Raw genomic sequence first — 13,038 nt, 5'->3', positions numbered from 1 at the left:
GAGGCGGCGGGCCCGGGCGGGGAGGCCCGCGAGATCGGTGACGAAGGCCCGGTGCGCCTCGGCGAGGGTGCGCGGCGGACCGGTCCGCCGGCCGTCCTTCATCACGGTCTCCAGCAGCGGCTCCGCCCCGGGCGGCACCGGCTCGTCGCGCAGGCCGATCACGTCGTCGAGACCGGGACGGCGGAAGACCTGCTTGGCCCCCGGAGCCGTGACCTTCGCCAGGGACAGCTTCATCACCGGCCGGCCTTCGTAGGCCACCAGCTTGTACGCGGAGTCCAGGTAGGGAGCGTCGGCCGAGACGCCGACCCTGGTGCCCACGGCGAAGACGTCGACGGGCGCCCCGGAGCGCACGAGCTCCTCGACGGCGTACTCGTCGAGTCCGCCGCTGACGGTGATCCCGGTGTCCGGCAGCCCTTCCTCGTCCAGGATCCGCCGGGCCGTCCGCGCGAGGGCTCCGAGATCACCGCTGTCCAGCCGGACCGCGCAGCCGGGCCCGCGCCCGATGTCCCGCAGCACGCGTGCCGCCGTGCGCACGCCGTTCGCCGTGTCGTAGGTGTCCACCAGGAGGGTCACCGGCCCCGGGTGCGCCCGGGCGAACGCACGGAACGCGCTCTCCTCGTCGGGGAACGCCTCTACGTACGAGTGCGCCATGGTGCCGACGGCCCTCAGCCCGTAAGCGGCGGCCGCCGCCACATTGCTGGTCCCGGCGAACCCCACCAGTCCGCCCAGCCGCGCCGCCTGCTCGCCGGCGCCCGGCCCGTGGGTCCTGCGCAGCGAGAAGTCGATCACCGGCCTGCCCGCCGCCGCCATGACACTGCGGGCCGCCTTGGACGCCACCGCCGTCTGGTGGCTGAGCAGGCACAGCAGGTACGTCTCGACGAGTTGCGCCTGCGGCAGGGGCGCGGTCACCTCGAGCAGCGGTTCCCCCGCCAGGACGAGCCGCCCCTCGGGCACCGCCCGGACCTCCCCTGTGAACTGCAGGCCAAGCAGGGCCCGCAGGTCGGACGCGGGCCTGCCCATGGCGGCGGCGAACGCGGCGACGTCCTCCTCGTCGACGCGGAGCCGGCCGAGGTAGTCGAGGGCGGGTTCGGTACCGGCCGCGACCAGGAAGCCCCGGTCGGCCGGGAGACCGCGTACGAACAGGCTGAAGGTCGCCGTGCCGGTCATGCCCTCCGTCAGGTAGGAGTGCACCATGGTGACCTCGTAGAGGTCGGTGACAGAGGCATCGGACATGACCCCACCTCCTCGCCCCCGCGGGGTCAACGCCCGTCGGTGGCCCCGCCCGTTCCCCGGACCGTGATGACCGGGCAGCGTGCGTGATGCAGCACGCCCTGGCTCACCGAACCCAGCAGCATGCCGGTGAACCCGCCGTGACCCCGGCTCCCGATGACCAGACCGAGGGCGTGCTCGGAGGCATCCACCAGTTTCTGCACCGGGTGGCCGAGCACGACCTCGTGGAACAGTTCGACCTCGGGATAGGTCCCGGTGCGGCCCGCCACGGTCTCGGACAGCACCCGGCGGCACTCCTCCACCGCGGCGTTCACGTCCATGGCGCCGAGCAGCGGGGGGTGCCACACGTACAGCGCGCGCAGGGCGGCGCCGCGCAGCGCGGCCTCCTCGAACGCGTAGTCCACGGCCGCCCCCGAGTCGGGGCTGCCGTCCACCCCGACCACGAAGTACGGCTGCCGCGGGGTGATGTGCTCCGCCTCGCGCACGACCACCACGGGGCAGGGGGCGTGGGCGACGAGCGGCAGGGCGACGGAGGCGGTGGAGAACAGGTCCTTCACCACGCCCATGTGCCAGGAGCCGACGACGACGGCCGCCGCGTTCGGGGCCTCCTCGCGCAGGGCCCAGGCCGGGTGCCCCTCGGTCAGCAGCGCCGTCGTCTCCACGTCCGGCTGCCTGGCCTCGACGAAGGCGACCGTCTCCCTGAGCAGCCGGTCGCCCTCCTCGTGCAGGGACTTGTTCCACTCCTCCCAGGAGGGCCGCACCTCACCGGACCGGTACCCGCCCGTGGGTACGCCCTGGGCGTGCACGAGGCGCAGCGGCAGATGCCGGCGTGCCGCCTCGTCCGCGGCCCAGGCCGTCGCCAGCCGCCGCTCGGGATCGGGATCGACGCCCACCACGATCGGCCGGCGTGCCTGCGGACCAGTCATCCTCGCCTCCTGGGACATCTGCGCGGCGCCGTAGGCCGGATCTGCCGTCGCCGTCTTCATCGTGAACGGCGACGCCGCCACCGGCGACCGGTGACGGCGTGCAGATGAGCGCCTGCGAGGTGGGCTCCCTTCGCCGGTATGGTCCGGATCAGGTTCTGGAGGTCGCCTTCCAGCCTCTCGGCCTTCCAGCCTCTCAGCCCGAACCTTCCGTGGCGGCCTCAGCGGGAGAGTGACTCCCGTCGTCAGAAGATCCGCCCACCGGTCCGGACTCCCTCGCTCGCCCCGCAGGCTCAATTCCACGGTACCGCGCACACGCCCGGGCGCTAGGGCCGAATGGCCCATCTTCTACGGGACCGTCCGGCCCTGGGAAGAGTTAGCCCGAAAAGGGGCGCTTTGTCCCTATGAGTGACGGCCGGGAGCTGTTCTAGTGGAGAGAAAGGAGGTGCACCGATCATGGGTTTCGTCGACCGTACCGACGCAGGCGTACAGCTGGCAGCGCGACTGCGTCATCTGCGTGACCAGGACTGTGTCGTCCTGGGCCTGCCGCGCGGTGGAGTGCCCGTCGCCTACGAGGTGGCACGGGAACTCGACGCGCCCCTCGACGTCATCGTCGTACGCAAGCTCGGCGTGCCCTACCAGCCCGAGGTGGCCTTCGGCGCCCTCGGCGAGGGCGGGGTACGTGTCCTGGACGCCGCGACGATGGACGCCGCCGGGATCGGCCCGCGCGAGTGCGCCGCCGTGGAGGCCGCACAGCGCGCCGAGCTGGAACGGCGGCTGCTCCGCTACCGGGGGACCCGCAGACCCGTCCCGGTCGAGGGCAGGACCGCCGTGGTCGTCGACGACGGCATCGCCACCGGCTCCACCGCCCGCGCCGCCTGCCAGGTGGCACGGGCCCAGGGCGCGGGCCGGGTGGTGCTCGCGGTGCCGGTCGCGCCGCCCGACGCGCTGGAGTTGCTGCGGCCGGAGGTCGACGAACTGGTCTGCATCACGACACCGCGCTTCCTGCGGGCCGTCGGCGAGTGGTACGACGACTTCAGCGAAACCGGTGACACGGAGGTCGTCGGCCTGCTGGCACGGGCCAGGACCGCCCGCACGGCCACCGGAGGCCGCCGCTTCGGCGGCCGCGCCGCGGAGCCGGCACCCGGCCCGGGCGGGGCACGCGCGGTGGAGCGGGCCGTTTCGGTGCGGACCGGCGGGCTCGTCCTGCCCGGCGACCTGGTGCTGCCCGAGCACGCGCACGGCGTGGTGGCCTTCGCGCACGGCAGCGGCAGCAGCCGGCTCAGCCCGCGCAACCGCTACGTCGCGGGAGAGCTGAACCGGGCGGGGCTGGGGACGCTGCTGTTCGACCTCCTGACGGCCGACGAGGAGGCCGACCGTGCCCAGGTCTTCGACATAGACCTGCTGACCGGCCGGCTCGTCGGGGCGACCCGCTGGCTCCAGGGCGAAACAGAGCTGCCCATCGCATACTTCGGCGCCAGCACCGGTGCCGCGGCGGCACTGTCGGCCGCGGCGGAACTCGGTCGGGCCGTCACCTGCGTCGTCTCGCGCGGCGGGCGCCCCGACCTCGCGGCCCCGGTGCTCGGGCGGGTGACGGCGCCCACGCTGCTCATCGTGGGCGGCGAGGACACCTTTGTGCTGGACCTCAACCGGCGTGCGGCAGCGCTGATGCGCAGCGAGCACCGCCTGGCGGTCGTCCCGAACGCGACCCACCTGTTCGAGGAGCCGGGCACGCTCGAGTCCGTGGCCGCCCTCGCCCGCGACTGGGTCACGGGGCATCTCGCCGGCGTGGCGCATGCCGAGTCGGTCCAGCGTCACCGCTGAGTCGAGCAACCGGGCAAACCCCGACCGACGCGGCACTAGGCTGGGGCGCATGGCTTCGATCACCCGACGACCCTCCGCCGCGGCAGACCGCCGAGCCGCGCTGGAGTCGCGGATGCTGTCCGCCATGGAGAAACTGCTGCGCGACGGTGTGACCTACACCGAGGTGGGCGTGGAGCAGATCGCGCGCGCCGCCGGGATCTCCCGCTCGACGTTCTACCTGTACTTCCACGACAAGGTGGACCTCCTTCTGCGGCTCAGCGGCGCCTTCAAGGCGGAGAGCCGCACGATCGCGGAGGCCTGGCGGCCCACGGGGCCCGAGGGCGGGGTCGAGGGCCTGGCCCGGACCTATGAGCTCATCCTCGAGCACTACCGGGAGCACGCCGCACTGCTGTCCGCGATCAGTGAAGTGACCGCGTACGACGCCTCGGTGCGCGAAGCCTGGACGGCCCACCAGGACCGCTTCATCCACAGCACCACGGCGCTGCTGGCCGAGGAACAACGGGCCGGGCGCACGCCGGAGGACATCGACCCGGCACTTGCCGCACGGCTGATCGTCCAGGGCGGCGGCCAGGTCATCGCCCGGCAGGTGTTCGACAGCGACGGCCGCGACGACGGGCTCGTCGCGCGCGAACTGGCCCGCGGCTACTGGTACGGCGTCTACCGGCGCTCCGAAGGGGCCGTTCGCGGCTGACTGCCGCCAAGTGCCCACTGGGCAGGGCTGTTACGGCCGGGGGCGCGAGGAGGCCGGCTGGACGTCCCGCCGGCTCGATGCCGGGACGCACCACTGCCCCGCTGCCAACCGGCGAAGGTGGCCGAGGTGTTCGGCGTCCCGGCCTCGCTCTTTCCCGGGCATGTCGACCTTGGTGCCGGCCGCGCGGGCGGCCCGCCCACGACTGTCCTCAGCGGATTTGGGCGCTGCGCCCGCTGATGGGAATGGACGACGACGATCCCTCCTCGGCAGGGACCGCTTCCGCCGCGACCGCGCCGGCCGCGCTGCCCCGGCGCTCCAGGGCCGACGAGACGACGGCCAGGACGAGGGCGCTCGCGGCGAGCGCCGCGCCGACCCAGTTGGGGGCCGTGTAGCCGAAACCGGCGGCGATGACGAGGCCGCCCAGCCAGGCGGAGAGCGCGTTGCCGAGGTTGAAGGCGCCGATGTTGACGGCCGAGGCCAGCGTGGGGGCGCCGTGTGCCTGGTCGAGGACGCGCTTCTGCAGCGGCGCGACGGTGGCGAAGCCCAGGGCCCCGATCAGGGTGATGGTCACGGCCGCCGCGGTCTTGTTGTGCGCGGTGAGCGTGAAGAGCGCGAGGACGACGGCGAGGGCACCCAGCGCGGCATAGAGCATGGGCATGAGCGCGCGGTCGGCGTACTTGCCGCCCACCAGGTTGCCGCCGACCATGCCCAGGCCGAAGAGGACGAGGAGCCAGGTCACGGAGGTGTCGGCGAAGCCCGTCACGTGCGTCGTCATCGGCGCGATGTACGTGATGGCCGCGAAGACGCCGCCGAAGCCGAGGACGGTCATCGCCATGGCGAGCAGGACCTGGATGTTCGTGAAGGCGGCGAGTTCGTTGCGCAGGCGCACCCCTTCCTGCTTGGGCAAGTCGGGGACGAGACGGGCGATGCCCGCCAGGCCGACGACACCCAGGGCGGCGACGAGGCCGAAGGTGACCCGCCAGCCGGCGGCCTGTCCGACGAAGGTGCCGAGCGGCACGCCGACCACGTTGGCGACGGTCAGGCCGGTGAACATCATCGCGATGGCGCCGGCCTTCTTGTCGGCGGCGACCAGGCCGGCCGCGACGACCGAGCCGATTCCGAAGAAGGCGCCGTGGGCGAGTGAGGCGACGACCCGGCCCGCCAGCATCACACCGAAGGCGGGAGCCACGGCGGAGAGGACGTTGCCGGCGATGAAGAGGCACATGAGCAGCATCAGCATCCGCTTGCGTGAGATCTTGGTGCCGAGGACGGTCATGACCGGCGCGCCGGCCACGACGCCCAGCGCGTAGCCGGTCACCAGCCAGCCGGCCGCGGGGATGGAGACCCCGAAGTCGCGTGCGACCTCGGGCAGCAGCCCCATGATCACGAACTCGGTCGTGCCGATGCCGAAGGCTCCGATCGCCAGAGCCAGAAGCGCGAGAGGCATGCGCTGACACCTTCCAGATGATTGCGTGAGGTGATTATCGCGGCCAACGGTAATTGCAGAAGCGGTATACTTGCAAGCGACGTATATTGCGCCATGCCTTATTCTGGTTCCAGCCGCTCCGGGACGGAGGAAACGCCATGTCAGCGACGGAAGCCGCGCCCACCGCCCTGGCCCAGGGCTGGTGCGCCCTGTCACTCCTGCACGGGAGGATCGAGGCGCGGATCGAGCGCGCGTTGCAGTCCGGGCACGGCCTGAGCGTGCGCGAGTACTCGCTGCTCGACGTGCTCAGCCGGCAGCACGACGGCGAGGGAGGGCACCTGCAGATGAAGCAGGTCGCGGACGCGGTCGTCCTCAGCCAGAGCGCGACCACCCGGCTGGTCACCCGGCTCGAGGACCGCGGGCTCCTGGAGCGCTACCTGTGCCCCACGGACCGCAGGGGCATCTACACGAATGTCACCGAGGCGGGACTGAAACTCCTCGAGGAGGCGCGCCCCACGAACGACGCCGCCCTGCGGGAAGCGCTCGACCAGGCGGCCGGGGTCCCCGAGCTGGCGCCCCTGGTCCGGGTCGTGGAACACCTGGACACGCTCGCGTAGACCTTGCCGGCGGCGGGCGCGGCACAACGGCCGCGCGGGAGCCCGGCGCACCGGCGGGGACCACCGCCGTGAAATGCCGTCCGCAGTGGCGGACGGCGGCAGCTCAGAGCCAGTCCCGCCGCTTGAAGACGACGTACAGGCTGGTGCACACAACCGCCATCAGGACGATCGCGAAGGGGTATCCGAGCACCCAGTGCAACTCCGGCATGCGGTCGAAGTTCATCCCGTAGATCGTCCCGACCAGGGTCGGGGCGAACAGGATCGCCGCCCAGCTGGAGATCTTCTTGATCTCCTCGTTCTGCTCGAACCCGGCCTCGGCCAGGGCGCGCATCTCCGCGTTCTGCTCCTGGGTGACCAGCGTGGTGTTGACGGTGAGGATCTCGGAGAGGGCCTGGCGGAAACCGTCGACGCGTTCGCTGGTGTGCGTGACGTGGTCGGCGACGTCACGGAGGTAGCGCTGGAGTTCCTCGTCGGTGCCGTATTTGGGGAAGCCGGCCATCAGACCGTGCAGCATTCCCACGAGGGGGCGGGTGGCGCGCTGGAACTCGACCATCTCGCGGGAGAGTTCGTAGATGCGGCGGGAGACCTCGGGGTCGCCGCGGAAGACCTCGGTCTCGATCTCGTCGATGTCGTTCTGGACGCCCTCGACGACCGGGGCGTAACCGTCCACCACCGCGTCGAGGATGGCGTACAGCACCGCCTCGGGGCCCAGGCGCAGCAGTTCGGGGGACTCCTCCATGCGGCGCCGCACGACGGACAGGTCGGGTGCCGCGGCGTGCCGGACGGTGATGACGAAGTCGGGGCCGACGAAGACGTGGAGCTCGCCGAAGTCGACCTCCTCGGGGGCGTCGAGGTAGCGGGCGGCACGCAGCACGACGAAGAGGGTGGCGCCGTAGCGTTCCAGCTTGGGACGCTGATGGGCCTCGAGGGCGTCCTCGACGGCGAGTTTGTGCAGGTCGAACTCCTCGGCGAGGGAGAGGAGCTCGGCCTCGGTGGGACGGTAGAGACCGATCCAGGCCATGTCGGCGGTCTCTTCGTGCAGCAGGCGGTACGTCTCCGAGAGCGATCCGGGGCTGCTGACCCGACGGCCGTCGCGGTACAGGGCCGCCTCCACGACGCTGGCCGTTCCCGCCCCGGCTCCCTGCTCCCGTGCCTCCGGCCCCTGCCCGGCGGGACCGGCGGGCGGCTTCTTGGAGGAGAGGGCGGACGGCCTGCGCCAGGTGTGCTTCCCGGCCGGGCGGCGGGTCCTGCGCTCGGGCACGATGGGGCCTCGCATTCCGTGGTGCGCCGGGAAAGTCGCCACTGGCAGGATAACCGCGCGGTCCCGCCGTCACGGGATCCGGGCCGTGCCGTCCCCGCAGCCGCTCCCGCGGCCGTCCCGGCAGGACCGGCTCACCCCGCAGGACCGGCTCACCCCGCCGCTCCCGCCGGTACGCCGTTCCCTCCCGCCCGCACTCCGTCCGTCACCGTGGGCACGCCGTGCTCGGGCCGGGTCGCGTACCCCCGGTCGGCGAGCAGCGCCCTGAGACGGTCCGGGCCGAGGTGGGCCCACAGGTGGCGCAGATCGTGCCGGACGGCGCCCGGCAGGCAGGAGCCGGAGACGTCCGCCCCGTCCAGGAACTCCCGCAGCCCGATGTCGCCGCCCCGGGCCATGGTGTACGGCGGTACCGAGTGCCGGCTGAGGACCAGGGCGCCGGGCCCCGGGGTGCCGGGCGGCGGGGGGAAGAACGCGCGAACGCCGTGGAAGTGACGCTCCTGCAGGCCGCCGACGTCGATCACCACGGCGTCCCGGGGAGCGGGGGCGCCGCGCTCCAGCGCCATGGGAACGCCGTCGTGGTCGTGGAGCAGGGCATGGGCGGCGGCGTAGCGCAGCGTCCGCTCCTCGCAGCCGCCGGCGCCCCCCTTTCCCCTCAGGCGGTCGAGGATCCGGCCGCGCTGCGCGGGAGTCAGCCCGGCGGCCAGCCGCGCCAGCCGCTCGGCCGTACCGGCGTCCGGCCGGTCGCGGTAGACGCCGAAGGAGCCGACGGGGGCGAGGTGGCCGAGCAGCGCGTCCAGCCCGGCGACGAGGAGCTCCGCCTCGCGCGCCACCACGTCGGCGGGCAGTTCGTTGATGTGCCGTCCCAGCGCGCTCGTCAGCACCACCTGGAGGTGGGGCGCGGGACACGGGGCGGCCCTCAGGCGCGCCGCCATGCCGACGGCCGGCAGTACGTAGTCCAGGGCGCGCAGCGGGACGCAGGTGCTCGCACCGAACACCACCCGCAGCACCACCGGCGCCAGGGCCGCACGGCCCGCGGCCCGCAGCAGCGCCTCGATTCCGCCGGACGGCAGCCCGTGCACATAGCCGCGGCGCCCGCGCGCCTCGGCCCCGACCAGGGCGTCGAGGACGCGCGGCCGCAGCCGGTTCACCAGGCCCCGCTCCTCGTCGCACCGCCCGCAGTCGGACCGGAAGTCCCTCAGGAAACGGCGGACGTCCGGCTCCCTGAACGGGATCGCCCCGCCGTCCGCCCCGAGCAGCGGCACACCGCGCAGTACCCCGGCCAGGAGGTTCTCCTGCCTCTTGCCCAGCGGCCGGCACTCGGCGTTCCACTGCGCGGTGGCGTGGGGCGGTAAGGATGAAACCGGCGCACCACAGGCGACGTTGTGCATTTCACCTGACAATTCGGCAACTGTGCTGCTTGAGCGGGATTGGGGACCGCTGGATTGTGCCATGGCGGGTGACCTCACGTTTGCGCCCGACCTGATGGGAAATTGGGAGAGGACAGGCCGAACCGCCGGGGGGAGTGGTCAACCTGTACAGCTACGCCGTGAGCTACCTGCGCGGCAGGGACGAAGCGTGGGTGGCGAGATTCCTGGACGAACTCCAGCGGCACCTCGACGCGCTCACTCGAAAGGGTTTCAGTCGAATTCCTGTGCCAAGGGGTGCGGGTTCGAGCGCGTATCCGAATCCGAATCCGGGCCCGGATTCCGGTACCGCGGGTGCGGGCCTGCCCGGGTCTCCGGGAATCGCGGAGGCGGACCTCGTGCTCGCCCTGTGCACACCGGCGTACTTCAGCGAGGGTCCCGCCGACGAGGACTGGGCAGTCCTGGCCCACCGCCGCAGCCTCGGACAGGCACGGACCGGCACGACGCCGCAGACCGTGCTGCCGCTGATCTGGGAACCGGTCGGCCGGCGGCTGCCCGGCCCGGTCGCCGAGGCGGACACCTTCGGCGCCGGGCAGCCCGCCCAGTACCACTCCCTGGGCCTGGCCCTCATGACGATGCAGGCCCCCCGGTACCGAGCGGCCCTCGACGCGGTACTCGCCGCGATCGCTTCGCACATGGCCGCGTCCGTCCGAGCATCGGAACCGGCGCCGCCCTACGCCGCAGCCGGGCCGGCGCACGCCCTCCCCGCGGCGCTGGCCGTCGACGACCCGGCATTCACCGAGCGGTTCCGCGAGGAACTGCCACGGTTCCTCGCTCCCCGCGTGGACCGCACCCTGCGGCAGCGCGGCGACGAAGGCACGGACACCGTCGTACCGGCCGGGCTGCTGCCGCGCCTCGGCCGCAGGATCCTGCTGGTCGGGCCCGCCGGCTCCGGGCGCAGCGCGGAACTCGCCAGACTCGTCGCGCAGGCGCTGGACGCCGGCGACCACGCGCCCTGGGGCTGCTCCGTCCCCTTCCCGCTGTCCGCCGGATCGGGAGCCCTGCCGCCCCTCGACGGCCTCGTGACGGCGCTCGCCCCGGCCGTGAGCCGCGACGAACCCGCGGGCTGGGCCGCCCGCCAGCTGCGCGCCGGCCGGGCCTTCCTCGCCGTCGACGACCTGGACGCGCTGCCGCCGCGCAACAGGGACGCGGTCTGGGAACCGGTGCTGCGCCTGCTGCGCGCGCACCCCCAGGCCCCCTGCGTCGTGGCGACCAACGGGGTCGGGCTGCCGTGGGAGCGCCTGGGCGGCACCTTCCGAGCGGTCCTGCTCGAACCTCTCGAAGCACCGGGCGTGGCCGCCCTGCTGGACGGGCTCGCCCCGGCCGGCGACGACCGCGCGCCCCTCGCCCGGCTGCTGGCCGAGACCGAGAAGGACCCGGTGCTGCGCGGCGTCCTGGGCCGCCCCGCCGCCGCGGCATCCGTCTGGCGGACCGTACGCGAGCACGGCGGTACGGATATGCCGCCCCGGCACCGGCTGCTGCGCGCCGCTGTCACGGCTTCCTGGCGCCGCGACCCGGCGGACGAAGCGTCCGCGCCGCCGGTCGTGTGGCACACCGGCGACCAGGTGCCCGACAGCCTGCTGAGATCGGGGGCCGGCGGCCTGGCGGTCGCCACGCTCGACCTCGACAGCGCCGGGATCCCCGTATCGACGGCGCTCGCGGCGCTGCGGGAGCGGATCCCGGCCGGCAGGCCGGGGGCAGCGGACCCCGAACGTCTGCTGGCGGCGCTGGCGGACCGCTCGGGGGTGCTCTTCGGCACCGGGCCGGACACCGTGGCCTTCCCCGACGACGCGGTCCGCACCTTCCTGGCGGCCCACCACCTCGTCGCACGCGGTCCCGAGGCCGACCGCATCGCGGCCGAACAGGCATCCGGCGAACTCGCCGCCCTCCTCGAGGACCTGCGCGCCGCCGAGCGCCCCGACCGCGCCGATACCCCCGACCGCCGGGTGACCAGGGCACTGCCCACGGCCGGCCGGCCGACGCGGCGGCTGGCCGCGGGCCCCGCCCCGGCGGCCCGGCCGCGCCACCGCGCGGTGGTCCGCTCCCGGCAGGAACTGCGCGCCCTCGCCGACGAAGCCGACGGCGTCCCGGTTCCGGAGGTCTGGTGCGAAGGGCCCGTCGACGGGCTGGAGGAGCTGCTGCCACGACTGCCGGGCCTGCGCACCCTCGTGCTCAGCGACAACCCCGCACTCACCTCGCTGCCCGACCTGCGGAACTGCCGGTCGCTGCGCACCCTCCGGCTGCTGCGCTGCCCCGCCCTCACCGACCTCGGGGCGCTGCGGGCCGCCCCCGTCCTCTTCCTCACCATCGACCCCTGGCCGGGCCGGGCACGGACGGAGCAGCTGTTCGGAGCCCGCTGGCTCAGCCGTGCGGACCTGGTGCCCGGCTCGGACCCGCCCGCTCTCGCGCGGGGCGGGCAGACCGGCTTTCCCGAGATACGCCTGCGCGTCGCGGGGCGAGGTTGACAGGATCTTCAACCGAAGGATGCGTGTCCGCTACAGTCGGTGCGCGCGGCGTTGCAGGGTTCACGGACGCGGGGGGAGCAATGGGCTACATCAAGAGGTTCGACCCCGAACTCCTGGAGCCCCAGGGGCGGCAGCCCGGCGGACCGGGCCCGGAGCAGCCGGCCGGCCGACCCGACGACGAGGTCTACCTCTTCGACGACCGTACCGTCCTCGCCGTCAACATCGCCCTGGCCACCGGCCGTCCGCTGCTGGTCCTCGGACCGCCCGGGTCGGGGAAGTCGACCCTCGCCCCCAACGTCGCGCGGCTGCTGGGGCACCGGTACTACGCCGAGGTGGTCACCGCCCGGACCGAACCGCACGACCTGCTCTGGCGCGAGGAGCCGTTCCGGCAGCTCAACGACGCCCAGCAGGGCCGGCTCCGCGGCCCCGGCTCCAGGGAGTACTTCCGCCCGGGACCGCTGTGGAAGGCGCTCGACCCCGCCATGGACGAGACCGCAGGACCGGAGTTGCGCGAGCGCCCGGCCGTCGTCCTCATCGACGAGATCGACAAGGCCGAGCCCGACGTCCCCGACGCCCTGCTCGACCCGCTCAACAACCTGCGCTTCGAAGGCCCGCACCGCCGCCTCGTCAGCGCCGCGCCCGGCATCGGGGCCCCGCTGGTCGTCATCACCAGCAACGAGGAACGGGAACTCTCCGCCGCCTTCCGCCGCCGCTGCATTCCGCTGACCCTTCGGACCCCGGGCCGCGAACACCTGCTGAGGGTCGCCGAACTCCACATGGGCACCGACTACGACCCGGCCCTCGCCGGGCGTCTGGCCGACGTGTTCGAGAACGGCCGGGTATCCGTAAGGGACCGGGCGAGCACGGCCGAATTCCTGGACACGCTGCGCGCCTGTCGCCAGATGGGCCTCACCGCCGACTCCGACGAGTGGCGGCGAGTCGCCGATTTCGCGATGGTGAAGGACGCCTCCGACGCCCCTTCGGCCGTATGAGCCGGGGCCGCGTTCACCTGGGGGACCTGCTGCGCGCGGCCCGCGCGCTGCACGTCGCCGACGTGCCGCGCTCGCTGAAGCCCGCGCCCTTGAAGGGGCCCTCGTCGAGGTCGGCGATCCAGTGGTGCCAGGCGGACTCGACATCCGCCACGGTCAGGTCCGAGCCGTGCCGGGACAGCAGCAGCCCG

10 protein-coding genes, 1 pseudogene and 1 riboswitch are annotated in these 13,038 nt (G+C 73.4%); of the genes and pseudogenes, 5 read left to right on the top strand and 6 right to left on the bottom strand.

Annotation, left to right across the window (positions count from 1 at the left end):
- Both GUY61_RS25040 and GUY61_RS25035 read right to left on the bottom strand, forming a co-directional pair.
- On the bottom strand, positions 1–1,233 hold a 1,233-nt coding region (locus GUY61_RS25040), incomplete at its 3' end, for a nicotinate phosphoribosyltransferase (protein WP_166632506.1).
- A gap of 26 nt (positions 1,234–1,259) precedes the next feature.
- Positions 1,260–2,156: a universal stress protein gene (locus tag GUY61_RS25035; protein WP_166632505.1), complete on the bottom strand. Its 897-nt coding sequence runs from the start codon at positions 2,154–2,156 to the stop codon at positions 1,260–1,262.
- 123 nt (positions 2,157–2,279) lie between these two features.
- A riboswitch (TPP riboswitch) is annotated at positions 2,280–2,433 on the bottom strand.
- A 176-nt stretch (positions 2,434–2,609) separates the two neighbouring features.
- On the opposite strand from GUY61_RS25035, the gene GUY61_RS25030 reads away from it, so the two are divergent.
- Both GUY61_RS25030 and GUY61_RS25025 read left to right on the top strand, forming a co-directional pair.
- Positions 2,610–3,977, top strand: a complete 1,368-nt coding sequence (locus GUY61_RS25030) for a phosphoribosyltransferase (protein WP_166632504.1) — start codon at positions 2,610–2,612, stop codon at positions 3,975–3,977.
- Between the two features lie 49 nt (positions 3,978–4,026).
- Positions 4,027–4,668 (top strand): TetR/AcrR family transcriptional regulator, encoded by a 642-nt coding sequence (locus GUY61_RS25025; protein ID WP_166632503.1) that lies wholly within the window; start codon positions 4,027–4,029, stop codon positions 4,666–4,668.
- A 208-nt stretch (positions 4,669–4,876) separates the two neighbouring features.
- On the opposite strand, the gene GUY61_RS25020 is transcribed toward GUY61_RS25025, so the two are convergent.
- Positions 4,877–6,115 carry an MFS transporter gene (locus tag GUY61_RS25020; protein ID WP_166632502.1) on the bottom strand — a complete coding sequence of 413 codons (1,239 nt, stop codon included), beginning with the start codon at positions 6,113–6,115 and terminating at the stop codon, positions 4,877–4,879.
- Between the two features lie 137 nt (positions 6,116–6,252).
- On the opposite strand from GUY61_RS25020, the gene GUY61_RS25015 reads away from it, so the two are divergent.
- Positions 6,253–6,711, top strand: a complete 459-nt coding sequence (locus GUY61_RS25015) for a MarR family winged helix-turn-helix transcriptional regulator (protein ID WP_166632501.1) — start codon at positions 6,253–6,255, stop codon at positions 6,709–6,711.
- Between the two features lie 103 nt (positions 6,712–6,814).
- Here the strand turns inward: GUY61_RS25015 and GUY61_RS25010 are convergent, their stop codons facing one another.
- Entirely contained in the window at positions 6,815–7,987 is a 1,173-nt protein-coding gene (locus GUY61_RS25010) for a magnesium and cobalt transport protein CorA (protein WP_166632507.1), read from the bottom strand.
- Positions 7,988–8,121: 134 nt separating this feature from the next.
- A complete protein-coding gene (locus GUY61_RS25005; protein ID WP_208106439.1) occupies positions 8,122–9,369 on the bottom strand; it encodes a hypothetical protein in 1,248 nt (415 codons plus the stop codon).
- A 362-nt stretch (positions 9,370–9,731) separates the two neighbouring features.
- Here GUY61_RS25005 and GUY61_RS25000 point away from each other — a divergent pair, with 362 nt between their 5' ends.
- Both GUY61_RS25000 and GUY61_RS24995 read left to right on the top strand, forming a co-directional pair.
- Complete coding sequence (locus GUY61_RS25000) at positions 9,732–11,858, top strand: NACHT domain-containing protein (RefSeq protein ID WP_166632500.1); 2,127 nt, start codon at positions 9,732–9,734, stop codon at positions 11,856–11,858.
- Between the two features lie 80 nt (positions 11,859–11,938).
- Entirely contained in the window at positions 11,939–12,850 is a 912-nt protein-coding gene (locus GUY61_RS24995) for a MoxR family ATPase (protein ID WP_166632499.1), read from the top strand.
- Positions 12,851–12,911: 61 nt separating this feature from the next.
- On the opposite strand, the pseudogene GUY61_RS40440 reads toward GUY61_RS24995, so the two are convergent.
- Positions 12,912–13,038 (bottom strand): annotated as a pseudogene (locus GUY61_RS40440) (ADP-ribosylglycohydrolase family protein); the annotation flags it as partial.

It is taken from the genome of Streptomyces sp. GC420, from assembly GCF_009916105.1.
Classification (GTDB): Bacteria; Actinomycetota; Actinomycetes; order Streptomycetales; family Streptomycetaceae; genus Streptomyces.
This window is presented reverse-complemented; position numbering and strand designations above follow the sequence as displayed.

What these genes read in the sequence shown, in the direction of transcription:
- GUY61_RS25030 (WP_166632504.1), top strand. Translation starts at nt 2,610, where the DNA reads ATGGGTTTCGTCGACCGTACCGACGCAGGCGTACAGCTGGCAGCGCGA.
- GUY61_RS25025 (WP_166632503.1), top strand. Translation starts at nt 4,027, where the DNA reads ATGGCTTCGATCACCCGACGACCCTCCGCCGCGGCAGACCGCCGAGCC.
- GUY61_RS25010 (WP_166632507.1), bottom strand. Translation starts at nt 7,987, where the DNA reads ATGCGAGGCCCCATCGTGCCCGAGCGCAGGACCCGCCGCCCGGCCGGG.
- GUY61_RS25035 (WP_166632505.1), bottom strand. Translation starts at nt 2,156, where the DNA reads ATGACTGGTCCGCAGGCACGCCGGCCGATCGTGGTGGGCGTCGATCCC.
- GUY61_RS24995 (WP_166632499.1), top strand. Translation starts at nt 11,939, where the DNA reads ATGGGCTACATCAAGAGGTTCGACCCCGAACTCCTGGAGCCCCAGGGG.
- GUY61_RS25015 (WP_166632501.1), top strand. Translation starts at nt 6,253, where the DNA reads ATGTCAGCGACGGAAGCCGCGCCCACCGCCCTGGCCCAGGGCTGGTGC.
- GUY61_RS25020 (WP_166632502.1), bottom strand. Translation starts at nt 6,115, where the DNA reads ATGCCTCTCGCGCTTCTGGCTCTGGCGATCGGAGCCTTCGGCATCGGC.